This is a genomic window from Corynebacterium fournieri (genome assembly GCF_030408775.1).
Classification (GTDB): Bacteria; Actinomycetota; Actinomycetes; order Mycobacteriales; family Mycobacteriaceae; genus Corynebacterium; species Corynebacterium fournieri.
This window is the reverse complement of the sequence record NZ_CP047210.1, coordinates 1,318,607-1,341,283: the sequence shown is the minus strand read 5'-3', so window position 1 is coordinate 1,341,283 and position 22,677 is coordinate 1,318,607. Positions and strand designations below refer to the sequence as shown.

The 22,677-nt window shown below is 64.5% G+C and carries 22 protein-coding genes and 7 tRNA genes; 18 read left to right on the top strand and 11 right to left on the bottom strand.

Annotation, left to right across the window (positions count from 1 at the left end; translation table 11 throughout):
- Window position 1 precedes the first annotated feature (1 nt).
- Both CFOUR_RS06535 and CFOUR_RS06530 read right to left on the bottom strand, forming a co-directional pair.
- On the bottom strand, window positions 2–1,204 hold the full coding sequence (locus CFOUR_RS06535; RefSeq protein WP_085958085.1) for an HRDC domain-containing protein: 1,203 nt from the start codon (window positions 1,202–1,204) through the stop codon (window positions 2–4).
- A gap of 10 nt (window positions 1,205–1,214) precedes the next feature.
- Window positions 1,215–1,829, bottom strand: a complete 615-nt coding sequence (locus CFOUR_RS06530; protein WP_085958497.1) for a DUF3000 domain-containing protein — start codon at window positions 1,827–1,829, stop codon at window positions 1,215–1,217.
- Window positions 1,830–1,981: 152 nt separating this feature from the next.
- On the opposite strand from CFOUR_RS06530, the gene hemQ reads away from it, so the two are divergent.
- Entirely contained in the window at window positions 1,982–2,683 is a 702-nt protein-coding gene (hemQ, locus tag CFOUR_RS06525) for a hydrogen peroxide-dependent heme synthase (RefSeq protein WP_085958084.1), read from the top strand.
- Between the two features lie 22 nt (window positions 2,684–2,705).
- On the opposite strand, the gene msrB is transcribed toward hemQ, so the two are convergent.
- From msrB to CFOUR_RS06480, 9 genes are all read right to left on the bottom strand, one after another.
- Window positions 2,706–3,119, bottom strand: a complete 414-nt coding sequence (msrB, locus tag CFOUR_RS06520; protein WP_085958083.1) for a peptide-methionine (R)-S-oxide reductase MsrB — start codon at window positions 3,117–3,119, stop codon at window positions 2,706–2,708.
- Window positions 3,116–4,258 (bottom strand): glycosyltransferase family 87 protein, encoded by a 1,143-nt coding sequence (locus tag CFOUR_RS06515; protein WP_230471850.1) that lies wholly within the window; start codon window positions 4,256–4,258, stop codon window positions 3,116–3,118. The genes msrB and CFOUR_RS06515 overlap by 4 nt, the downstream gene beginning before the upstream one ends.
- 127 nt (window positions 4,259–4,385) lie before the next feature.
- Complete coding sequence (locus CFOUR_RS06510) at window positions 4,386–5,081, bottom strand: dihydrofolate reductase family protein (protein ID WP_085958081.1); 696 nt, start codon at window positions 5,079–5,081, stop codon at window positions 4,386–4,388.
- A 46-nt stretch (window positions 5,082–5,127) separates the two neighbouring features.
- A tRNA-Gly gene (locus CFOUR_RS06505) sits at window positions 5,128–5,203 on the bottom strand.
- A gap of 43 nt (window positions 5,204–5,246) precedes the next feature.
- Window positions 5,247–5,318, bottom strand: a tRNA-Val gene (locus CFOUR_RS06500).
- A 15-nt stretch (window positions 5,319–5,333) separates the two neighbouring features.
- Window positions 5,334–5,407, bottom strand: a tRNA-Cys gene (locus CFOUR_RS06495).
- A gap of 41 nt (window positions 5,408–5,448) precedes the next feature.
- Window positions 5,449–5,524, bottom strand: a tRNA-Gly gene (locus CFOUR_RS06490).
- A gap of 34 nt (window positions 5,525–5,558) precedes the next feature.
- A tRNA-Val gene (locus tag CFOUR_RS06485) sits at window positions 5,559–5,630 on the bottom strand.
- A gap of 18 nt (window positions 5,631–5,648) precedes the next feature.
- Window positions 5,649–5,724: transfer RNA gene (locus tag CFOUR_RS06480), tRNA-Gly, on the bottom strand.
- 235 nt (window positions 5,725–5,959) lie between these two features.
- Between CFOUR_RS06480 and CFOUR_RS06475 the strand changes: the two genes are divergently transcribed.
- From CFOUR_RS06475 to CFOUR_RS06395, 17 genes are all read left to right on the top strand, one after another.
- Window positions 5,960–6,031 (top strand) — tRNA-Val (locus tag CFOUR_RS06475).
- Between the two features lie 177 nt (window positions 6,032–6,208).
- The gene (locus CFOUR_RS06470; RefSeq protein ID WP_085958080.1) at window positions 6,209–6,829 is read left to right on the top strand and encodes a copper resistance CopC family protein; all 621 of its coding nucleotides are present in this window, start codon (window positions 6,209–6,211) and stop codon (window positions 6,827–6,829) included.
- 9 nt (window positions 6,830–6,838) lie between these two features.
- A complete protein-coding gene (locus CFOUR_RS06465; protein WP_085958079.1) occupies window positions 6,839–7,465 on the top strand; it encodes a copper chaperone PCu(A)C in 627 nt (208 codons plus the stop codon).
- A 12-nt stretch (window positions 7,466–7,477) separates the two neighbouring features.
- Window positions 7,478–8,707 (top strand): Dyp-type peroxidase, encoded by a 1,230-nt coding sequence (locus tag CFOUR_RS06460; RefSeq protein ID WP_085958078.1) that lies wholly within the window; start codon window positions 7,478–7,480, stop codon window positions 8,705–8,707.
- Window positions 8,708–8,816: 109 nt separating this feature from the next.
- Complete coding sequence (thrS, locus tag CFOUR_RS06455; protein WP_085958077.1) at window positions 8,817–10,871, top strand: threonine--tRNA ligase; 2,055 nt, start codon at window positions 8,817–8,819, stop codon at window positions 10,869–10,871.
- Entirely contained in the window at window positions 10,843–11,466 is a 624-nt protein-coding gene (locus CFOUR_RS06450) for an ATP adenylyltransferase (protein WP_085958076.1), read from the top strand. Before thrS ends, CFOUR_RS06450 begins: the two co-directional genes overlap by 29 nt.
- Entirely contained in the window at window positions 11,459–12,094 is a 636-nt protein-coding gene (pgsA, locus tag CFOUR_RS06445) for a phosphatidylinositol phosphate synthase (protein ID WP_085958075.1), read from the top strand. The genes CFOUR_RS06450 and pgsA overlap by 8 nt, the downstream gene beginning before the upstream one ends.
- Window positions 12,095–13,030 carry a phosphatidylinositol mannoside acyltransferase gene (locus CFOUR_RS06440; protein ID WP_085958074.1) on the top strand — a complete coding sequence of 312 codons (936 nt, stop codon included), beginning with the start codon at window positions 12,095–12,097 and terminating at the stop codon, window positions 13,028–13,030. It begins immediately after the preceding gene.
- A gap of 3 nt (window positions 13,031–13,033) precedes the next feature.
- Window positions 13,034–14,122 (top strand): glycosyltransferase family 4 protein, encoded by a 1,089-nt coding sequence (locus CFOUR_RS06435; RefSeq protein WP_085958073.1) that lies wholly within the window; start codon window positions 13,034–13,036, stop codon window positions 14,120–14,122.
- Entirely contained in the window at window positions 14,119–14,580 is a 462-nt protein-coding gene (locus CFOUR_RS06430) for a hypothetical protein (RefSeq protein ID WP_085958496.1), read from the top strand. The genes CFOUR_RS06435 and CFOUR_RS06430 overlap by 4 nt, the downstream gene beginning before the upstream one ends.
- A gap of 63 nt (window positions 14,581–14,643) precedes the next feature.
- A complete protein-coding gene (locus CFOUR_RS06425) occupies window positions 14,644–15,396 on the top strand; it encodes a YebC/PmpR family DNA-binding transcriptional regulator (RefSeq protein WP_085958072.1) in 753 nt (250 codons plus the stop codon).
- Between the two features lie 132 nt (window positions 15,397–15,528).
- Window positions 15,529–16,062: a crossover junction endodeoxyribonuclease RuvC gene (gene ruvC, locus CFOUR_RS06420; protein ID WP_085958071.1), complete on the top strand. Its 534-nt coding sequence runs from the start codon at window positions 15,529–15,531 to the stop codon at window positions 16,060–16,062.
- Window positions 16,059–16,673, top strand: a complete 615-nt coding sequence (gene ruvA, locus CFOUR_RS06415) for a Holliday junction branch migration protein RuvA (RefSeq protein ID WP_085958070.1) — start codon at window positions 16,059–16,061, stop codon at window positions 16,671–16,673. Before ruvC ends, ruvA begins: the two co-directional genes overlap by 4 nt.
- 12 nt (window positions 16,674–16,685) lie before the next feature.
- Window positions 16,686–17,762 carry a Holliday junction branch migration DNA helicase RuvB gene (gene ruvB, locus CFOUR_RS06410; RefSeq protein ID WP_085958069.1) on the top strand — a complete coding sequence of 359 codons (1,077 nt, stop codon included), beginning with the start codon at window positions 16,686–16,688 and terminating at the stop codon, window positions 17,760–17,762.
- Between the two features lie 187 nt (window positions 17,763–17,949).
- Window positions 17,950–19,845 carry a protein translocase subunit SecD gene (gene secD / locus CFOUR_RS06405; protein WP_085958495.1) on the top strand — a complete coding sequence of 632 codons (1,896 nt, stop codon included), beginning with the start codon at window positions 17,950–17,952 and terminating at the stop codon, window positions 19,843–19,845.
- Between the two features lie 2 nt (window positions 19,846–19,847).
- Window positions 19,848–21,041: a protein translocase subunit SecF gene (gene secF / locus CFOUR_RS06400; RefSeq protein ID WP_085958068.1), complete on the top strand. Its 1,194-nt coding sequence runs from the start codon at window positions 19,848–19,850 to the stop codon at window positions 21,039–21,041.
- A 15-nt stretch (window positions 21,042–21,056) separates the two neighbouring features.
- The gene (locus tag CFOUR_RS06395; protein WP_085958494.1) at window positions 21,057–22,676 is read left to right on the top strand and encodes an ABC transporter substrate-binding protein; all 1,620 of its coding nucleotides are present in this window, start codon (window positions 21,057–21,059) and stop codon (window positions 22,674–22,676) included.
- Window position 22,677: the final 1 nt, after the last annotated feature.

The following is a 22,677-nucleotide window of genomic DNA, read 5'->3' as shown; positions in this document are numbered from 1 at the left end:
CCTAGTCGGACGCAGTCATCTCTGCGTGGGCGGCAGCGAGGATCGGCGCGGTGATAGCAACTTGCCAGGGGCGCGCACCTGCAGTTTGAAGCGCGGCGGCAGCCTGGTGCGTATCCCACGCCTCGCTTGTCGGCGCATTCCACACCGCCTCCCGCAAAATGGCGGGGGTAAGCAAGATCTCGGGCTGGACATCCAAATCGGAGGCGGCCCGTGCGATCTCGGCACGACACGTCTGCAGCACCCGCCACGAATCTGGGTAATGGCGCTCCCAGCCGGATTTCGACGGGGTGGCGTCCGGGCTCGGCTCACGGCGCTTCGGCCACGTGGCCGGGTCAGCTTCAAGCGCGGTCTCGACCACGCTCAGCCAACGCCGCACTTCCCGCGGGGGCAGATGTCCCCGACCGGCGGCGGAAGTCAGGTCGCGGGACGTGGCTGGTTCTGCTCTCGCAATGTCCACCAATGCCCGGTTGGACAGCAGCCGGCCGGGGGAGATGTCCTTCTGGGCGCTGAGCTCCTCGCGTGAGTTCCATAGCTCGCGTGCTACCTGGAGGCTCGACTGGTTGCGCAGTGAGGACAACCCCTTGATGTCGCGCCACGTCTTTTCCTTTTGGGGGGAAAGCGAATAGGCGGTGATGAGGTGGTTGAACTCTTGGAACGCCCACTCGAGTTTGCCGTCGGCGTCGAGGACTTCAGTGAGAGCCTCGGCGAGTTCGTTTAGATATTCCACGTCGAGCGCGGCGTAGTCCTGCCACGCTGCCGGCAGCGGTGTGCGGGACCAGTCTTCGTGGCCGTGCCCCTTTTCCAATTCGACTCCGACAAAACGCTCAACCATCGCCGCCAGGTTGGGGCGGCTGTAACCAGCGAGTCGTGCAGCGAGCTCAGTGTCGAAGAGCACGCCGGGTCGAAGACCTAGGTGCGCCAGGCTGCGCAGGTCCTCGCCGGCGGCGTGGATGATCCATTCTGCGCCGTTGAGTACTGGGGCGAAGGCCTCTTGTGCTTCATCGCGGTGTCCTTCGGGTGCGATGAGAAACGTTCCCGCGCCACGGCGGCGCACCTGCACTAAGAAGGCTCGGTTGCCGTAGCGAAATGAAGAGGCGCGTTCGGTGTCCACTGCGAACGGGCCCCGCCCGCGCGCGAGCGCGCCCGCCGCTTGTTCAAAAGCGGCGGGCGAGTCAACTAAAACGTAGTCCAGCCGGTGACGCATACGGACAAAACTAGCGCGGGCTGAGCTGGGACACACCTTCTGGGGGCAGGCCCGCAACGTGTGCTAGCACCTTGGCAAATGCCTCGACATGGTGCTGCAGGTCGGTGCCTTCCGCGGTCCACGACGCGCGCATTTCCAACTGGTACGCGCGCGGCGGGCCACCAATTTCGCCGAAGCGTACCGATGCGGTGGAGGTGACGGTGCCACCGAGGTTGGTGTAGCCAGCGCCAGTTTCGGCGAGCGACTCGTTGAGCCACTGCCACGCCACATCCGGCAACAGCGGGTCCGAGGCGACGGCATCGTCCATGTCTGCCTGGATGTAGGCGACGAGGCGCATGGTGCCTTCCCACGCCTCCTCGGCGGCGGGGGAGTGCAGCAGGATGAGGCGGCCGAACGCGTCGCCTTCGGAATCGACGGGCACGTGGTCCTCGTCAGCGTGCGCGACCTCGAGGCCGACAGCGTGGCTGAACGGCGCAGGGCGCTGCGGCGGGCGGATGGTGCCCAGGGTGATTTCGGGGCGCAGGCGCGCGGCGTGCATGGATTCCACTGCCGCGCTGAATTCTGCGGGCCAGGTTTCGCTGCTGCCGTGGTCTTGCCTGCTCTCGCCCGCGCCGCCGGCGGACATGGGGGAGGTGGTGTCCGGTTTCATCACAGGGTCAAACGTATCCAGCAACCGGCGGTGGTGGGGGAGGCGCGCCGTGAGTCCGAGAAGCGACGGCGTAGAATCTCATACGACTTTCGTTTGATCTGCCGTGTGGCAGGAAAGGGGCAAAATCCATGGCAAAGCTCGACTTTGACAAACTCAACGCTACGCAGCGCTTCCTCCAGTTCGCGGTCTTCCGCGCCATCCCTGGTGCGCTGGGCAATGAGCGAGCGGAGCTTATCGACGAAGCTCGCGCATTTTTCGCTGGATTGGAAGAGCAGGGCCTCGTCACTGTCCGCGGCATCTACGACAACACCGGAATCCGGGCTGATGCGGACTTCATGATCTGGTGGCACGCCGAGGAGTTCGAGCACCTGCAAAAGGCGTTGGCCGATTTCCGCCGCGAGACGTCTTTCGGGCAGCGTGTGGAGGTCAGCTGGATCGGCAACGGCTTGCACCGCCCTGCGGAATTCAACAAATCCCACCTGCCCAGCTTCATCATGGGTGAAGAGCCGGGCGATTGGATCACGGTGTACCCCTTTGTCCGTTCTTACGACTGGTACGTGATGGATCCGCAGGAGCGGCGCCGCATCCTCGCCGAGCACGGCATGGCAGCACGCGACTTCGCCGACGTGCGGGCGAATACCGTCGAGGCGTTCACCTTGGGCGATTACGAGTGGATGCTGGCGTTCGAGGCGCCCACGCTGGAGCGCATCGAAGCGCTGATGAAGACGATGCGCTACACCGAGGCACGCCTGCACGTGCGCGAGGAGATCCCGTTCCAGACGGGCCGCCGCGTGGGCGACATCGCCGAGATTATCGAGATGCTGCCGTAGGTGGAGCGGTCAAGCTCCTGCTCTACGCTTCGTCGAGCGTCAGCGATATGGAGTTGATGCAGTAGCGCAGGTCGGTGGGGGTGTCGAAGCCCTCGCCGGCGAACACGTGGCCCAGGTGCGAGCCGCAGTTGGCGCACAGCACCTCAGTGCGCACCATGCCCAGCGAGGTGTCCTCGCGCTCGATGACGGCATCGCCCGCAAGCGGGGTAAAAAATGACGGCCAGCCGCAGTGAGCGTCGAACTTCTCCGAGGAGCGGAACAGCTCCGCCCCGCACGCACGGCAGCGGTACACACCCTCGGTGGTGGTGTTGGTGTACTCGCCGACCCCCGGAGGCTCAGTGCCAGCCTCGCGCAAGACATGGAACTCCTCAGGAGAGAGCTTCTCGCGCCACTGTGCGTCCGTGAAGTCCAAGTAATTCGGTGTCTGCTCGCTCATCGCACAGTCCTTTCCGTCGAAGGTGTCCGCAAGGATAGCCCCGACAATACCCAGCCTGCGCACGCAACAATAAATATCGCCCACCCGGCAGTGGGCAGGAACGTATTTAGCCAGGCGCCCTCCAGCGGATGCGCGGAGCTGGTCCAGCTCAACGGGGAAAGGCAGAGCGCGGCACCCAGCCACGCAGGCCAACTGCGCAGTGGGCTCGCGGGATGGAAAACGGAAAACAGCGCGGGAAACAACGTCATGGAGTAGTAGGCCTGGCCTAGCGAGGACAGCAGGCAAACCCCTGCCAGCAGCACTCCCGAACCCACAGACAGGTACAGCAGCTCCTCGGTCTGCCGGACTCTGGCCAGACCTAATACAGCGGCGGCAACCGCCGCGGCCAACAAGGCGAACAGCACGATGTGCGCCCAGGCGGGCATGCCGAAGTAGACGGCGCAGCCAGACAGGGAGGAGTTGGCGTAGTCACGGGTGGTGCGCAGGTACGGCACCACTACATCGAGGTAGTCGCGTGCGCCCGGGGTCAACGGCCAAGCGATGAGGTTCATCAGCACCGGCACGGCGACTGCTCCAATCAGAGGGCGCCAGCGCAACTGCAGCAACGGAAGGATCACCAGCGGGGCGAACATGGGCTTGACCAAAATAGCCACCCCAAGCACCACACCTGCAGCGATGTCGCGTCGAGAACCAAGCAGTGCAATAAAGGTAACCAACGCGAGCAGAAGCACGCCGTTGATGTTGGAAAAGACCAACGTGTTGGTCACAGCCTCCGTGCAAAACGCCAGGGCGATGGCGACCGGCAGAGTCGGTCCGGACAGCGGGCGGCCCCACAGGCGCGTCAGCCAGGCCAGCGCCGCGATGATGCAAGCCGCGTTTAGGGCGATGAACACGGGGCGCGCCGTCGCCATGTCCGAGAACAACCCCAGTGGCGATAACAGCAGCGTCGCGCCAGGGTTGTACAGGTAGTGCGGGTCGACGTGGCTGTAGACCTCGTTGTAGACGGGGACCCGCTCCACAAAGCGGCGCGCCGCCGACCACACCGTGGTGAAGTCGTCTGTGACCGAGCCATCCCGCGCCAAAATGAGCAAACGGTGTAGGACGAGCAGCACCGCGATCGGCCAAACAGCTGCGGTCACGGCAGGCGCGAAAGAGGCAGTCGGCACCGCAGATGGGTCCTGCTGGTTAGCGGTACTGCTACTCAGCGGCCTTGTATGCGTCGGTGGGGAAGCAATCACGCGCCTAACCGTACCTGGCGGGATGTGCTTACCTTTCGCGCACGCTCCGGTATCGCAGGAACAACACAGAATCGCCTGAGTCTGCCTCGAGGTCGGAAGCATGCGTGGCCTCCAGCGTGTAGCGATCTTCAAACGGTGGCTGCTGGGCCAGGTTGTCCATGCCCCATGGGCCGTCGGCGTCGCTCACGGTGGGATCGAGGGTGATGTGCAGGACATCGATCTGGTTGTCTGCGATCATGTCGGCGTACACGCTGGGGCCGCCCTCGCAGGCAATGCGCTTGAATCCCTCCCGGTGCAACGCCTCCACAATCTCAGCTGCGGTGCCTTCGCCAGCGGCCACAAATCGAGCGCCCGCCCGTTCTAACGCGGCGCGTTTGTTGTTGAGCGTGACGTCGAGCAGTGAATCTTCCGGGCAGACGATGATGGCGTCGCGTCCCTTGAACACTCCGGCATTGGGCTTGATGTTGAGGGAACGGGAGAGGATGGCGATGGGCGTGTCTGCAGGACCGTAGGCCTCCGCCGTGACAGTGCCGGCGGAAACGAGCACCACGTCGGCCCACGAGCGCAAAGCGTGGAGGAGCTGCGAGTCGAGGTCGTTTCCCAGCACCGCGGAAGTGCCTCTGCGTCCGAAGGCGCCGAAGATAGTCATCACCATCGCGGCTCGGGTTTCGCACTCTGCGCTGTCGAGGACGGGACCGATCAAATCGCTTGCACAAGTAGTCATGCGCAAAAGAGTAACCCCGGCTCCAGGCAGAACCTGGGCCGGGGAGTGGAGCGGATGACGAGACTCGAACTCGCGACCCTCACCTTGGCAAGGTGATGCGCTACCAACTGCGCTACATCCGCAATGCAAACGTTCGTCTGCATAGGAATCCAGCAAGGATTCCAGTGCGCGATACTGGGATCGAACCAGTGACCCCTACCGTGTCGAGGTAGTGCTCTACCGCTGAGCTAATCGCGCGAGGCTAGTTAAGTTTGGAGGTGGATACGGGAATCGAACCCGTGTACACGGTTTTGCAGACCGTTGCCTAACCACTCGACCAATCCACCGTGGAGTTACCTCCGAAGTATTCGGTGTACCCCGAAGTACTTGGAGCGGATGACGAGACTCGAACTCGCGACCCTCACCTTGGCAAGGTGATGCGCTACCAACTGCGCTACATCCGCATTGTTATTCAATTTGCGAGGGGTAAACCCTCTGTGCGCGATACTGGGATCGAACCAGTGACCCCTACCGTGTCGAGGTAGTGCTCTACCGCTGAGCTAATCGCGCTCAAGTTCCCTTGGGAACTGGAGCGGATGACGAGACTCGAACTCGCGACCCTCACCTTGGCAAGGTGATGCGCTACCAACTGCGCTACATCCGCATGCTCTCTGCACTGTTCGTGCTGAGTGCGAGAACAAACCTTATCCGCATTCCGCACTCCCTTCCAAATCGGCACGTCACAGCCGTTTCTGTGCGCGTTTTTGGAAATTACGCGGGTGTCATTCCTGTCGCGGGGACTCTTGCTTGGCGACGTTCACCTTCGGCTCTCCGCGATACCCCGCATGACCTGCCGATTCGGTACTTTCGGGTGCGGCGTGTAATCTTTCAACTCGTTCGGTCCTATGGCTCAGTGGAAGAGCGTTCCGTTCACACCGGAAAGGTCGCTGGTTCGATCCCAGCTAGGACCACAAAATCAGAAGCCGCCTCCAAGCAGGCGGCTTTTTGCGTTTGCGGCCCGACTAGCGGTGCGGGGCTGACGGCTCTTATGTTTTCGCAGCGGGGGTCAGGGAACTAACGTTTGGTCGCATCCGACTACTGAAGCTAAGCGCCAATCGGCGCGAAGGTTTTACCTGTAAGGAGATGTCATGCACATTGCGACTACCGCACGACGAGGGGGAGTGGTGGCCGCTATCGCGGCGACGACGGTCCTTTCTGCAGCGCCGGCTCTCGCCCACGATTCCGTGATCGGTTCAAACCCTGAAGACGGCGCAGTGATCTCGCAGTTTCCGGATACTGTCTTGCTCGAGTTTTCCGGTGAGGTCCAGGACGGCTTCAGCACCGTGGCCATTTCGCGCGAAGCTGACGGCTCTGCCGACGTGATTTACTCGGGCGAGCCCGAAATTGACGGCCGCAATGTCACCCTCGACCTTCCGGCGGATCTCGCCCCGGAGGCGGGCGATTACAAGGTCGGCTACCAGATCGTGTCCTCTGACGGGCACGCAACGAAGGGCATGACCTCGTTCACGTTTGATCCTGCAGGCGAGTCCGAAGCGGCGACTGCCCAGGAGAAGAGCCAGGAGAAGAGCGAGCAGAAGGGCGCAGCGGAGGAAGCCGAAAAAACCTCTGAAAACGAAACCGATAGCTCTAGCTTGCTCAAGACATTCCTGATCGCGTTTGTCGTCGCCCTCGGCGTCATCGTGGCAGGGCGCGCACTGATGAAGCGTTCGAAGCAGAACGAGCCGGACACCAGCCGCGACGAGAAGTAGGAGACAGCGATGAAAAAGACTCTGATTTCCGGGCTCGTAGCCTCCGCAATGGTTCTCGCCGCATGCAGCGACGAGGCGAGTGATTCTGCGACGCAGGAGCAGTCGTCATACAACGAGGCAACGTCCGAGGTGGCCACTAGTGATCCGGCAGGCGACTTCGCCGACGGTGATGTCGCTCTCGACCGGGGAGCTGTTCGCGCGAAGGCGGCGAATGATGCAGCCGATGGCAGCGACATGACCTCGATCTTCGGCACGCTGCGCAACACCACGGACAAGGACATCACTGTGGTTGGGTTCACTACGTCGCTTGGTGATGCCACCTACCAGATTCACGAGGTGGTCGACGGCAAGATGCGTGAAAAGGAAGGCGGTTTCGACGTCCCCGCGGGCGGCACGCACGAGCTCGCCCCAGGTGGCGACCACTTCATGGTGATGGGCTACGCCCCGGCGATCGAGGCGGGCGACTCCATCGACGTCACGCTGCTGCTCGAGGGCGGCAGCACCGTTACCATCCCCGACGTCGCAGTTCGCACCATGCTGCCGGGCAATGAAAGCTATGGCGATCAAGCCGGACACGACATGGGCGGCCATGCTGAGCACTCTGGGCACGCTGAGCACGCTGAGCACAGCCACTAAGGAGGGCGCATCATGCCAGGTGTGAGCCGGCGGGGGTTTTTGAAGGGGACGGCCGGGACGGTCGGCGTGGCGTCGTCAGGCATGCTGCTCGCTGCCTGCGACGATCCTCCGAGCAACTCGGAGCCGAACAGCGAGCCGCTGACAGAAGCGGCTGTCGCCTTCGACGGCGAACACCAGGCGGGCATTCAGACCCCGTCGCAGGCGTCGTTGAACCTCGCCGGTTTCAACCTTAAAGACGCGGTGGACGCGGCAGGCGTCGCCAGGCTGATGCGGCTGTGGACCGAAGACGCCCGCGAGCTCACCGCAGGCCGAAACCCGCTGTCCAGCTTGGAACCGGAGATGGTTCAGTGGCCGGCGAATCTCACCATCACCTGCGGGTTCGGCCAGCGAATCTTCGAGCTCGCAAACCCGGATGCGAAACCGGACTGGTTGCACGACATCCCTACCGTGCCACGCGAACAGCTGCAAGCGCAGTGGGGACAGACGGATCTGGTGCTGCAAATCTGCTCGGACGATCCAGTGATGTGCGCATGGGCGTTGCGCCACATGACGCGTGCCGGGATGGATTACGTGGAAACCGCCTGGTTGCAGCAGGGCTTTGTCAACGCCTACGGGTCCATCCCGAAGGGCCAGACACCGCGCAACCTGTTCGGCCAAGTAGACGGCACCGTCAACCCGCAAACAGACCAGGACTTCCAGCAGCAGGTGTTCGCGGACGACGGATCGTCCTCGCTCGTGGTGCGCCGCATCACGATGGACCTGGATAACTGGGAGCGCCTCGACCGCGCGTCTCGCGAGGTAGCAGTCGGGCGCAAGCTTGACGACGGTGCTCCGCTGACCGGCGGCGACGAATACGATGCCCCGGACATGGAAGCCACGGACGAGTACGGGCTTCCCGCCATCGACAAAAACTCCCACATGGCGCGCGCGATGCCGCCTGCAAACCATCCGGAGCAGCGGTTTTTGCGCCGACCCTACAGCTACACGCTGCCGCCGGCGCTGGGCGAGCTGTCCAACGCAGGGCTGATCTTCCTGGCCTATCAGAAAGACCCGGACGTGCAGTTCACGCCGGTGCTGCAACGGCTCATGGAGGTGGACCGCCTCAACGAGTGGACCACCCACATCGGTTCCGCGGTGTATTGGATCCCGCCGGGCACGGCGGCGCCCGAAGGGACGTCGCAAGGCAGCGCACGCGGCGACACGTACTGGGGCGAGACAGTACTTTCGGGTGGCCGGGGGTAGAATCCCTGGCGTCCGGCGCGCCCCGAGCGCCGTCAGGAGAGAACGTAGAGGATGGGTCGCGTCCAGGTATGCCGTGTCCCAGTGAAGCGCAAAGGAGCGCACGACAGATATGTCCATCGAAGCAGCAGTCGAGTTCGCACCGTTCGAGGTTCCCGCCGGTACCGCCGTCGGCGCCGCCATGCGGGAGCTGAACCTGCCCAATAAGGGGGAGGGCGCCATCGTGTGCGTCCAGGATGAACAGGGCGACCTTAAAGACCTCTCGTACGTCCCCGACACGACCGCGACGTTTATTCCGGTGCCCGCGAACACCGAGCAGGGCCGCTCCGTCATCCGCCACTCCTGCGCCCACGTGCTCGCCCAGGCCGTCCAGGCCGAGTTCCCCGGCACCAAACTAGGAATCGGCCCGGCCATCAACGACGGTTTCTACTACGACTTCGACGTGGCGGAGCCGTTCACGCCCGAGGATCTGAAGACGCTGGAAAAGCGCATGAAGAAGATCATCAAGCAGGGCCAGAAGTTCGTCCGCGGCGTCTACGCCTCTGCGGAGGAGGCCGCCGCTGACCTGAAGGACGAGCCGTACAAGCTTGAGCTGATCAACGACAAGGGCAACGTCGACCCAGATTCCGACGAGGCCACCGAGGTCGGCGCCGGCGAGCTGACGCACTACGACAACGTCAACCCGCGCACCAACGAGGTCGAGTGGCACGACTTGTGCCGCGGCCCGCACGTGCCCACCACCAAGTACATTCCGGCATTTGCACTGACGCGCTCGTCCGCGGCCTACTGGCGCGGCGACCAGAACAACGCCGGCCTGCAGCGCGTCTACGGCACCGCGTGGGAATCCAAGGACAAGCTCGAGGAATACATGACAATGCTCGAGGAGGCGGAAAAGTGCGACCACCGCCGCCTGGGCAACGAGCTGGACCTGTTCTCCTTCCCGGATGAGGTCGGCTCCGGCCTGCCGGTGTTCCACCCGGACGGCGGCATCGTGCGCATGACCATGGAGCAGCACTCCCGCGAGCGCCACGTCGCCGCCGGCTACTCCTTCGTCAACACCCCGCACGTGACCAAGGGCGACCTGTTTAAGAAGTCCGGCCACCTGGACTGGTACGCCGACGGCATGTTCCCGCCGATGAAGCTCGACGGCGAGGTCGACGAGGACGGCAACGTGACGAAGCAGCCGGTGGACTACTACGCCAAGCCGATGAACTGCCCGATGCACAACCTGATCTTCGATTCGCGCGGCCGTTCCTACCGTGAGCTGCCGCTGCGCCTGTTTGAGTTCGGCACCGTCTACCGCTACGAAAAGTCCGGTGTGGTCCACGGCCTGACCCGCGCCCGCGGCTTCACGCAGGACGACGCCCACATCTACTGCACCGAGGAGCAGCTGGAAGAAGAGCTGACCAGCGTGCTGGAGTTCATCATCTCCCTGCTGCAGGACTACGGCCTGGACGACTTCTACCTGGAGCTGTCCACCAAGGACCCGAACAAATACATCGGCGACGACGAGATTTGGGAGCGCTCCACCAGCATCCTGGAGTCCGTGGCCAAAAAGTCCGGCCTGGAACTGGTGCCGGATCCGGCGGGTGCAGCTTTCTACGGCCCGAAGATTTCCGTGCAGGCGCGCGACGCCATCGGCCGCACCTGGCAGATGTCCACCGTACAGCTCGACTTCAACCTGCCGGAGCGCTTTGACCTGACCTACACCTCCTCCGACGGTTCGAAGAAGCGCCCGGTGATGATTCACCGCGCTCTGTTCGGCTCCATCGAACGCTTCTTCGGCGTGCTGCTCGAGCACTACGCCGGCGCATTCCCGGCGTGGCTGGCGCCGCACCAGGTGGTGGGCATCCCCGTGGCCGACGCCTTTGGCGAGCACCTGGACGGTGTTATCGGCGCACTGCGCGAACGCGGCATCCGCGCGGAGGTCGACCACTCCGATGACCGCATGCAGAAGAAGATCCGCACCCACACCACCGGCAAGGTGCCGTTCATGCTGCTCGCCGGCGAGCGAGACGTGGAGGCGAACGCGGTCAGCTTCCGTTTCCTGGACGGCTCCCAGATCAACGGCGTGCCGGTGGACGACGCAGTGGAGATCATCACCGAGTGGGTCACCGCCAAGCGCAACGACCAACCGAATGAGGCCACCGTTGCAACCCGCAACTAACGGTGAGACCTATGCCGACACCGGCGTAGGCGACCCGGACCGCCTCTCCCGCCTGTGGGCGCCGTACCGTTCGAGCTACATCGCGTCCATGCCCGCAGCGGATGAGGGGGCGGGGGAGACCGAAGGAGCGTCGCGAAGCAAAGGCGACCCCTTTTTGGAAATCCCCACAATGAGCGACGAGGACGGGTTGATCATCGCGCGCGGCCAGACCGTGTACGCGGTGTGCAACCTGTACCCGTACAACGCCGGCCACCTCATGGTCGTGCCGTACCGCAAGGTTGCGGAGCTTGAGGCGCTCACCGACGAGGAAACCGCCGAGCTGATGGCGTTTACCAAACACGCGGTGAAAACGCTCAAGCGCGTCTCCTCACCGGAAGCGATTAACGTTGGGCTGAACCTGGGCAAGGCGTCCGGCGGGTCCGTGGGCGACCACTTGCACATGCACGTGGTGCCGCGGTGGGCCGGCGACTCGAACTTCATGACGGTCGTCAGCGGCACGAAGGTCCTGCCGCAACTTCTGCGAGACACCCGCGCGCTGCTTGCCGAGGGCTGGCGCGAGATTGACGAAAAGGAAGCGGGGCAACGCGATGCTTAGCGTGCACGGGCGAAAGCCGGCTGCCGTGGTGGTGGAGCCGGTGGCGAAGGGGCTGCTGAACATCGGCATGACCGCGAACGCGACGACGGCGGTCGGCACAGCACTGACCATGCTCACGGCGATGGTGCTCATCCCCACCGACCACCTGGTTGCTGCTGCTGTGCTGAGCCTGTTGTTCGCCGCCTTCGACATGGTGGACGGCACGATGGCCAGGCTGCGCGGCGGAGGCACGGCGTTCGGCGCAACGCTGGACGCCAGCTGCGACAGGCTCACCGACGGTGCACTGTTCGGCGCCATCGCGTGTTGGATGATCTACGTGGCGGACGCCGCCCCGGTCAACGTGGCAGTGTGCCTGGCGGTGCTCGTCCTTTCGCAGACCATCAGCTACATCAAGGCCCGCGGCGAAGCTGGCGGATTGAAGATCGTGGGCGGGTTGATCGAGCGCCCGGAGCGCCTCATCCTCGGACTCGGCGGCATCGCACTCGAGGGCTTCGGCGTGCCGCACGCAGTGGAGGTATCGCTGTGGATCCTGCTGGTCGGCTCCGTATTCACCGTGGTGCAGCGACTCATCTTTGCCAAGCGCGATGAGGGGGCGAACGCCACAATCGCCCCGCCGGCGGGGGCGTAGATGGCCTCGGTGCGGGAGCGGCTCACCGCCGCCGGCTACATCGCCGGATGGAAGATCGTTGGCGCGCTGCCGGCACCCCTGACCGCACGCGCCGCCGAGATCGCGGCGGACCAGATCTCCGCCGACGGCGCAGGCATGGATATGCTGCGCCGGAACTTGGCCCGCGTAGTCGGGCCGGAACATGTGACCCGCCAACTGGTGCGCGACGCCACGCGCTCTTATGCCCGCTACTGGCTGGAGGCGTTTCGGCTGCCGCGGCTCGCAGGCGATCCGCAGCTTGACGCCTCCCTGTCTGCGGGCCTGGTCGGCCGTGAACACTTAGACCGCGCGCTTTCAAAAGGCAACGGGGCGGTGATCACGCTGCCACACTCCGGTAACTGGGATATGGCCGGAATGTGGCTGGTGCAAAACTACGGAGGGTTCACCACGGTGGCGGAGCGACTGAAACCGGAGGCGTTGTTTGACGCGTTCGTCCAGTTCCGCCAGTCCCTCGGCTTTGAGGTAGTGGCGCTGACAGGCGGCGAACGGCCGCCGTACGAGCAGCTCAAAGAAACGCTGGAAGCCGGCGGCGTGGTGTGCCTATTGGGCGAGCGCGACTTTTCCGGGCACGGTGTGCCTGTGACGTTCTTCGGCGAGGAAACGACGTTTCCAGCCGGGCCGGCGAAGCTGGCCATGGACACCGGGGCTGCGCTGCTTGTGGCGCACTCCTGGTTTTGCGGTACCCGGCTCCGTCCGGAGTGGGGCATGAGCGTGTCCGCGCCGGTGGAAGTAGCCACGCTCGAGCAGACTGCGCAGCGTGTCGCGGACTTGTTTGCAGCCAACATCGCCGCGCACCCCGCTGACTGGCACATGTTGCAGCCGCTGTGGCCGGCGGACGCGAAAAAGCCCAGCCGCCGCCGTGATTTCGAGCGCCGCTTGCGGGAGGCGGGGAGGTAGGCCGTGCGAGTCGGTTTGGTGTGCCCCTACTCCTTCGATGAACCCGGGGGAGTTCAAGCCCACGTGCTTGAACTAGCGCAGCAACTGCGAAATGCGGGGCATCACGCCGAGGTGCTCGGCCCGGCATCCGAGGCAACGCCGTTGCCGGAGTGGGTCACCCGCGGCGGCCCCGCGGTACCAGTGCGCTACAACGGCTCCGTGGCGCGGCTGTCCTTCGGCCCGCAAGTGCGGTGGACCACCCGCCAATTCATCGAGCAGGGCGGCTTTGACATCCTCCACGTCCACGAACCGAATTCGCCGAGCTATTCCATGGCGGCCACGCGCACGGCCACCGGGCCGCTCGTTGCTACCTATCACGCCTCGGCAGAGTCGTCCTACGCGCTGAAACTGGCCCTGCCCGCGTTGCGCGGCAGCCTGGAAAAGATTCGCGCCGGTATCGCAGTCAGCGAGGAGGCATGGCGCTGGCAGGCAGAGCAGGTGGGCACCGATCCCGTGATCATTCCCAATGGGGTGGACACTTCCCGGTTTGCCGCCGCCCGCCGGGCAATCGCGGAGGACGGTGATGTTGAGGTGGCGTTTTTGGGCCGGTTGGACGAACCCCGCAAGGGTCTCGACGTCTTCCTCGACGCGGTGGCGATGCTCCCGCAGCGTCCACGGGTCACTGTCATGGGCGCTGGCACCGCGCGCGCCGTTGACGGCGTCACGTTCACGGGTCGCGTCACTGAGGAGAAAAAGGCCGCGATTTTGGGTCGTGCCGACATCTTTGTCGCTCCGAACCTGGGCAGTGAGTCCTTCGGCATCATTTTGGTCGAAGCGATGGCGGCGGGCTGCGCGGTCGTCGCCAGCGACATCCCCGCGTTTGCGGCAGTGTGCGGCCAGGATGCCGGGTTGCTGTTTCCACCGGGAGACACTGTAGCGCTCGCCAGGAAAATACAGATGCTTATCGACGACGTCCCGTTGCGCACCCGCCAGTCCAACCAGGGGAGCGAACGGGCCAAGCAGTTCGACTGGTCGGTGGTGACCGGTCAGGTGCTCGCGGTCTACGAGGCTGTGTCCGTCGACGAGAAGGTAGGGGTGGAACGGTGGCTGTGACACTTGTGCTGTGGGTGATTGTCGCCGTCGTTGTGGCGCTGTTCGCCGCGTGGGCCTTCAACACGGCGCAGCGGTTGAACCGGCTGCACATCCGCCTCGACCGTTCCCGCGACGCGTTGCAGGCGACTTTGGATCGCCGGTGCGCTGTTGTGGCGGCCCTTTACCCGGAGCTGGGGCATCTCGCGTCCGAGACGGAACAGGTGCGGCTCGGTGCGACTGATCTGCGCAGCAGGCTCGCGCAGGAGGAGGTACTGACGGCGGCGCTGCGCGAGCGGGTGGGCGCGGCCGGGCTGCCCACAGCGTTGCAAGACGCGAATACCCGAGTCGAACTTGCGCTTCGCTTCTACGACGACGCGGTGGAGGATACGCGTGCGTTGCGGGTCCGGCCGACGGTTCGCGCGTTTCGCCTCAGCGGCACGGCACCCCTTCCGCAGTATGCACGGGGTGACCGGTCTTAGCCCGCCGAAGGCGGTGCGTATAATGCCGTCTGTTACACGTCAACCGAGGAAAAGGGGTGCGTTATGTCGGGCCACTCAAAGTGGGCAACCACCAAGCACAAGAAGGCCGCGAACGACGCGAAGCGTTCCAAGCTGTGGGCGAAGATGATTAAGGACATCGAGGTCGCGGCTCGTACCGGCGGTGGCGATCCGGCCGCGAACCCCACTCTGGACGACATGATCCGCAAGGCCAAGAAGGCCTCTGTGCCGAACGACAACATCGAGCGTGCGCGTAAGCGCGGCTCCGGTGAGGAAGCTGGCGGCTCGAACTGGGAGACCGTCATGTACGAGGGCTACGGCAACAACGGTGTTGCCGTGCTGATCGAGTGCCTGACCGACAACCGCAACCGCGCCGCCACCGAGGTTCGCACGGCGATGACCAAGAACGGCGGCAACCTTGGCGAGTCCGGTTCGGTCGGTTACATGTTCGAGCGCACCGGTGTGGTGACAATCCAGAAGGGCGAGCTGAGCGAGGACGACGTGCTCATGGCGGTGCTCGATGCCGGCGCCGAGGAGGTCAAAGACCTGGGCGAGGAGTTCGAGATCACCTGTAAGCCGACGGATCTCCCGGCGGTGCGTGAGGCGCTGACGGGCGAGGGCATCGAGATCGAGGATGCTGGCCAGGAGTTCCGCGCGGACGTGGAGGTAGAGCTGGACGCTGAGGGCGCGAAGAAGATGATGCGTCTGATCGACGCGTTGGAGGACTCCGACGACGTGCAAAACGTTTACACCAACATGAACATCTCTGACGAGGTTGCAGCACAGCTGGAGGACTAGATTCCTTCTGCGTTTCAAGCCCGTGTCGCGCTGCGGTGCGGGCTTTTGTGCTGCCGGACCACCGCCGATTGAGGCTGCGCGTGACAGGCGTGTGGTAGAACATATGTGTCACATGTGCGGAAGGAGGATGGGATGTCGCTTGAAGGCTTGCGCGTCATGGGCATCGACCCGGGGTTGACCCGGTGCGGTCTGTCTGTGGTTCAGGCGGGGCGCGGGCGGCAGATCATTCCCATTGCGGTCGGTGTGGTGCGCACGCCGTCCACCGCCGAGCTTGCAGAGCGCCTGCTGCGAATCTCGCGTGCGGTGGGCGAGTGGATCGACGACTACCAGCCGGACGTCATCGCCATGGAGCGCATCTTCGAACGCGGCAACGTCTCTACGGTCATGCATACTGCACACGCGGTGGGTGTGATGGTGCTCGCCGCGGCGGAGCGTGGGATTCCGGTGCACATGTACACCCCATCTGAGGTGAAAAAAGCGATCTCCGGCAACGGCCGTGCGGACAAAAAGCAGATGACGGTGATGATCACCCGCATCTTGGGGCTGTCTGAGGCGCCCAAGCCGGCGGACGCGGCGGACGCGCTGGCCATCGCGGTGTGCCACTGCTGGCGCGCACCGCTGATCGCACGTACTAACCAGCTCTCTATGAAGGCGGCGAACCAATGATTGACTCCTTGCACGGCGAAGTGCTCTCCATCGGACTCGACCACGGTGTCATCGAGTGCTCCGGCGTGGGCTACCGGTTCTTGGCCACTCCGCAGACGCTGGGGAGGTTAACTCGCGGCGAGCAGTGCAGGGTGATGACGTCCATGGTCGTCAAAGACGACGGGGTCACACTGTACGGTTTCGGCGACACCGAAGCGCGGGAGATGTTTCACAAGCTGCAGTCGGTTTCCGGGCTGGGGCCGAAGCTCGCGCTCGCGGCGCTGTCCGTGTTCGACCCGGGGGAGCTGTCTTTGCGCATCGCCAGCTCGGACACGAAGGCCATCCAATCCATCCCTGGGGTGGGTAAGAAGATGGCGGAGCGCATCGCGCTCGAGCTCAAGGACAAGGTTGAGGCCTTCATCCCGGCCCGTGGCGAATCTGGCCCGGCCAAAGCAGCGGCCTCGAGCGCGGGGACCTCGTTGGCGTCTGAACAGGTAGTGGAAGCACTTGTGGGCCTGGGCTTCCAGGAACGCTCTGCCCGTCCCGTCGTGGAGGCGCTGGTGGAGGCAGAGCCGGAGGAATCCGCGTCCGTGCTGTTGCGCCGCGCGTTGAGCCAGCTGGGCAAGAAGTAAGGGGGCAGGGCAGTGTCGGACGTGGAAAAGACTGAATTTGCTCTCCCAGACGGGTTCGCCGCGAAGTCTCCGTCGCCGGTGGATGCCCACGCGCAGGCGGACGAGCACGACATCGAGCGCTCGCTGCGACCGAAGTCCATCAAGGAGTTCATCGGGCAGCCGAAAGTGCGCGAGCAGCTCAACTTGGTTCTCGCCGGCGCCCGCAGTCGCGGAGTGACCCCGGACCACATCTTGCTTTCCGGCCCGCCCGGCTTGGGCAAGACAACCATGGCCATGATCGTGGCGCAGGAGCTGGGCACGTCGCTGCGCATGACCTCGGGCCCGGCTCTCGAACGGGCCGGCGATCTCGCTGCGATGCTGTCGAACCTCATGGAGGGCGACGTGCTGTTTATCGACGAGATCCACCGCATCGCCCGCCCGGCGGAAGAGATGCTGTACATGGCGATGGAGGACTTCCGCATCGACGTCATCGTCGGAAAAGGTCCCGGTGCCACCTCGATTCCGCTGGAGATTCCGCCGTTTACCCTCGTCGGTGCGACCACGCGCGCGGGCATGCTCACCGGTCCACTGCGTGACCGTTTCGGGTTTACCGCGCAGATGGAGTTCTACGACGTTGAGGATCTGACCAAGGTGGTCAGCCGTGCCGCGACGATTCTGGGCGTGCGCATCGACAACGATGCGGCAGTAGAAATCGCGTCGCGCTCCCGAGGCACCCCGCGTATTGCCAACCGTCTGCTGCGTCGCGTGCGCGACTGGGCGGACGTGCACGGGGACGGCAACGTCGACCTTGCAGCTGCGCGTGCAGCGCTCGACGTGTTCGACGTCGACGAACTCGGGTTAGACCGGCTTGATAGGGCTGTGCTGGACGCGCTGATCCGCGGGCACGGCGGGGGACCGGTCGGCGTCGGCACGCTGGCGATTGCCGTGGGTGAAGAACCGGCAACGATCGAGGAGGTGTGCGAGCCGTATCTCGTGCGTGCTGGACTCATGTCGCGCACCGGACGCGGCCGCGTCGCCACCGCCGCGGCGTGGGAGCACCTCGGTTTGCAGGCGCCGCCTGACGCCCCGGGGCAAATGTCACTTTATTAAGGGTTGAGTGGGACCGGACTGCGGAATTTTTCGAGCTATGCCGTAGCATGTTCCGTTGTGTCTCCACCGGCACGCCCCTCATTTGCATCAATTCGCAGGTGCGGCGGGGTGCGGTGGGGGAGAAAATTGGAGCTCGGAAAGCAGAGGAGTCAGCTCAGTGTCCAACAACACTCGGCGGTCCCGCGAGATGAAGGGGAAGAAGCGTTGGCCTGCACGGGCTCTCGCCTTCTTCGCCCTCCTCGTCATCGGCGTCTACGCCCTAGTCTTTTTCACCGGCAGCAAGTCTGCTGAGCCAAAGCTCGGCATCGACCTGCAGGGCGGAACCCGCGTCACGCTGGTCCCGCAAGGCGACGAGCCGACGTCCGAGCAGCTGGAAGACGCACGCAACATCCTGGAAAACCGCGTCAACGGCATGGGTGTTTCCGGCGCGTCTGTCGTCGTGGACGGCAACACCATCGTCATCGAGGCGGCCGGCGACGACACGGCTGAGATCCGCAACATCGGCCAGACCTCCCAGCTGTTCTTCCGCCCGGTGTTGGACCCGCCAGCCGCGGACAGTGCCAAGGTCGACGCCGTGATCCTGGACATGGCCAACGAGTGGGTTGAATACGGCATCTTCTCCCCGCAGGAGGGGCAGGCTGTGATGACGCAGCTCGCCGCGCGCAAGGAAGCGGCGGAGAAGGAGGCGCAGAAGGCCGCAGAGAATCCGCAGGGCGACTCGCAGGAGGGCAAGGATGCCGCTCCGAAGGACGATGAAGCGCCGGAGGAGCCTAAGGATGTACCGCAACTGACGGCGGAGCCGCTGCCGGAGCCCAAGGGACCGGTGGAGTCCGCAGAGCGCCGCCAGGAAACCACGGACATGCTGCGCCGCACCCGCCAGTCCACCGACCCGACCGAGCAGTTCGCCGCGCTGACGCTGATGTCCGCGCGATGCATGGGCCAAGTCACCGACCCGCTTGCCGGCTCCGACAAGGCGGATCTGCCGCTTGTCGCGTGTGACCAGAATTCCGGCCAGGCGCTGCTTCTCGACGAGGTTCCCTTGCTCGACGGTGTGACTGACCCGAACGGCCCGCGCCTGACCGGCGAGCAGATCGACACCTCCCGCAACATCAGCGGCGGCTTTAACCCGCAGTCCAGCAAGATGGAGATCAGCTTCGCCTTCAGCCAGGCAGGCCAGCCCAACGGCTCTGAAACGTGGGCTCGCCTGACCAGCGAGATGCTGGGGAAGCAGATCGCCATCACCCTGGACTCCCAGGTCATCTCTGCACCTGAGATTCAGGGAGCTACCCCGGTCGGTTCCGCGACCTCCATCACGGGCAACTTCTCGCAGGAAGAAGCTGAGAGTCTGGCGAACAACCTGCGCTACGGCGCTCTGCCGCTGTCCTTCGCCGGTGAAAACGGCGAGCCGGGCGGCACCGCGTTGTCGGTTCCTCCGTCACTCGGCCAAGCCTCGTTGAAGGCAGGCCTCTACGCGGGCCTGGTGGGCCTTGCCCTGGTGGCACTGTTCGTCTTCGCTTACTACCGCCTGTACGGCCTGATCTCGCTTGCTTCCCTGGTCGTCTCCGGCGTGCTGGTTTACGGCACGCTGGTGTTGCTGGGCCGCTGGATCGGCTACTCGCTGGACCTGTCCGGCATTGCCGGTCTGGTCATCGGCATCGGCGCGACTGCCGACTCCTTCATCGTCATCTACGAGCGCATCAAGGACGAGGTGCGAAAGGGCAAGACCTTCCGCTCGGCCACCGCTTCTGGTTGGGAGCGTGCGAAGGACACCGTGATCACAGGCAACATGGTCACCCTCATCGCCGCGGTGATCATCTACTTCCTGGCCGTGGGCGACGTGAAGGGCTTTGCGTTCACCATGGGTCTGACAACCGTGTTCGACCTGGTTGTCACCTTCCTGGTCACCGCGCCGCTGCTGATCATCGCCTCGCGCAGCCGCTTCTGGTCCAAGCCGTCCGTCAACGGCATGGGCAAGGCATTTGAGACCGCCGACGCACGTCGCTCGCAGGCGCGCGTCACGGGGGAACAGGATGGCGTCGTAAAGCAAGAGCTCCAGCCGGCCGCAACGAATGAGGAGATCTAGACATGTCGAGCACGAAGGCAACTGCCACACACACCTCGGCTGAAGCTGTGAACACCGCAGCTCCCGTCAAGGCGAAGCGTTCCGCAGAGACCCTGTACGACGGCTCCGGCGCCATCGACTTCGTCGGCCGCCGCAAACTTTGGTACGGCATCACGCTCGCGTTGGTTGTGATCTCGCTTCTGGCGATGCTGCTGCGCGGGTTCAACATGGGCATCGACTTCGAGGGCGGCACCAAGATGACCATGCCCGCCGGCGAGCTGGTGGCCGAGCAGGTGGAAGAGACGTTCGTCGACGCCACCGGTGTGACTCCCGAGATGACCCAGATTGTGGGCTCGGGCGACACCCGCATGCTGGAGATCAACTCCGAGCACCTGTCCCAGGAGCAGATCGACGCGGCCCGTCAGGCCATCTTCGACGAGTACCAGATCGAGGACTACAACGGCGAGCCCAGCGCAGACGCGATCGGCGACTCCACGGTCTCCGAGTCCTGGGGCTCCACCATCACCAACCGCATGCTGTTGGCCATGGCGGTCTTTTTGGTCGCCGCAGCGGTCTACGTCGCTGTGCGCCTGCAGCGCGAGATGGCGGCAGCGGCCATGGCCGCGCTGATCGTGGATGCCGTGCTGATCGCGGGCATCTACGCGCTGTTCGGCCTCGAGGTCACCCCCGCGATGATCATCGGTTTGCTCACAGTGCTCACGTTCTCGCTGTACGACACGGTGATCGTGTTTGACAAGGTGCGCGAGAACACCTCCGGCGTGCTTGATTCCCGCCGCTCCACCTACGCGGAGGAGGCGAACCTGGCGGTGAACCAGACCGTCATGCGCTCGATTTCCACGTCCGTCATCTCCGCGCTGCCGATTGTGGCGCTGATGGTCGTTGCCGTGTGGATGCTCGGCGTGGGCACGTTGCGCGACCTGGCCCTGATTCAGCTCATTGGCGTCATCGAGGGCATCTTCTCCTCCCTGTTCCTGGCCACGCCGCTGCTGGTCAGCCTGGTTAACCGGAAGAAGAAGTACAAGGACCACAACGCTGAGGTGGAGCGCTACCGCGCCCGCGCCACCGGCGTCGAGGTGGATGAGGCGCCCGAAGAGGTTGTGCAGGAAAAGCGCCAGGTGGCTACCCCGATGCGCCGCCCTGGCAGCGACGCCGAGGGCACCACTGGCTCCACCACTTGGCGTCCGACGAGTCGATAGGTGGCGGCGCAGACGATGGCAGGACGTTTCACACGAGCCGTCGCGGCATTGACCGTGGCGGTAAGCTGCGTGTCCCTTTCCGCATGCGAGCCCGAGGAGGACACCGGCGAGGAAACGAAAAAGCTGTTCGGCTACCAGGTCCTGAGCGATCTGCGCTCGACCAACGCCGGCACGCTCGAGGGAGCAACGGATTTGGCTGAGGTGCTGTCCGTGCGCCTATACCCGGGCGTGTACGTGCCGGGGCCGAGCGGGCAGATGATCCCGAACACCGACTTGGTCACGACCCAGGTGCTGCCGAGCGATCAGCGCAAGGTGATCTACACGCTCTCGGACGAGGCGGTATTTTCGGACGGCACTCCCGTGACTTGTTCGGATTATCTCTTGACCTTCACCGCCGGGCAGTACCCCGGAATCTTCGGCTCGCACATGCCGCTGTTCGACGACACCGAGGAGCTGTCGTGCACGCCCGGGTCGAAGGAATTCACCCTCACCTTCAAGGAGAAGCGCGGCGCGCGTTGGCGCGGCCTGTTCGAAGCTGGCACGGTGCTGCCCGCCCACGCGGTCGCGTCCAAGCTGGGCAAGAGCGTCGAGGAGCTTGACGACGACCTCCGGTCCGACGACTTCTCCCGCTTGAAGCCGGTGGCGGATGTGTGGCGCAACGGCTTCAACCTCGCAGAGTTCGACCCCGAGCTGCAGGTGTCCTTCGGCCCGTACAAGATCTCCGAGGTCGGGGAGCGCGGGGAAGTCACGCTTGTGGCCAACGAGCACTACTACGGCGATGCCCCGCAGACCGCCGAGATGGTGGTGTGGCCCGGCTCCGCCGATTCTGGGGAGTTGGCCGCGGCGCAGGCACTGCGCATCGGCGATCTGCGCGAGACTGATCCCGCCTGGCACGACGTCAACGCCGAAGGCAACCGTTTGGATGTGCAGACCTCCGTCGGTGAGCTCACCGAAGCGCTGCGGTTTCCGGAGGTTGGCATGTGGGCCACCCCGGAAAACCGCCAAGCGCTTGCCAAGTGCGTGGACCCGAAGGCCGTCGCAAAGGCCTCCAGCGATGTCGCGGGCGTGGACGTGCCGGTTGCGCCGCTGCACGTGCTGCGTCACACCGACCCGCTGGCGCAGCGCGTGGTTGACGTGGCGGAGCCGCACCTCGCCGTCGACATCGACGCGGCTTCCGCGCTGGCGGGCACCGAGGTGCGCATCGGGTATCCGTACCCGGACACGCGCTTTGCCGCGATGGTCGAATCCATCCGTCGCTCCTGCGAGCCGGCCGGCATCACGGTCCGCGACGTCACGGAGGGCGGCAAGACGCTCGCGGACTTGCCGCGGGCGGAATACGACGAATGGGGCAACGAGACGTGGACGGAAGGCAGCGCGGACGTGATTTTGCGCGCCGGCGACCCGATGCGCGAATACCCCTCTGCAAACAACCGCGCCCAGGAGCTGGGTGCGCTGCGCGCCCAAGAGGGCTATCTGTGGGACGAGTTGTCCTCGATTCCGCTGGCCGCGCAGCCCCGTACCTTCGCTGTGGACAGCGAGGTGCGTAACGTGGTGCCATACACAGGTCTTGCCGGCATCGGCTGGAACATGGACCGGTGGCAGCTGCACTCAACCACAACCCCGGCCGAGAAGTAAC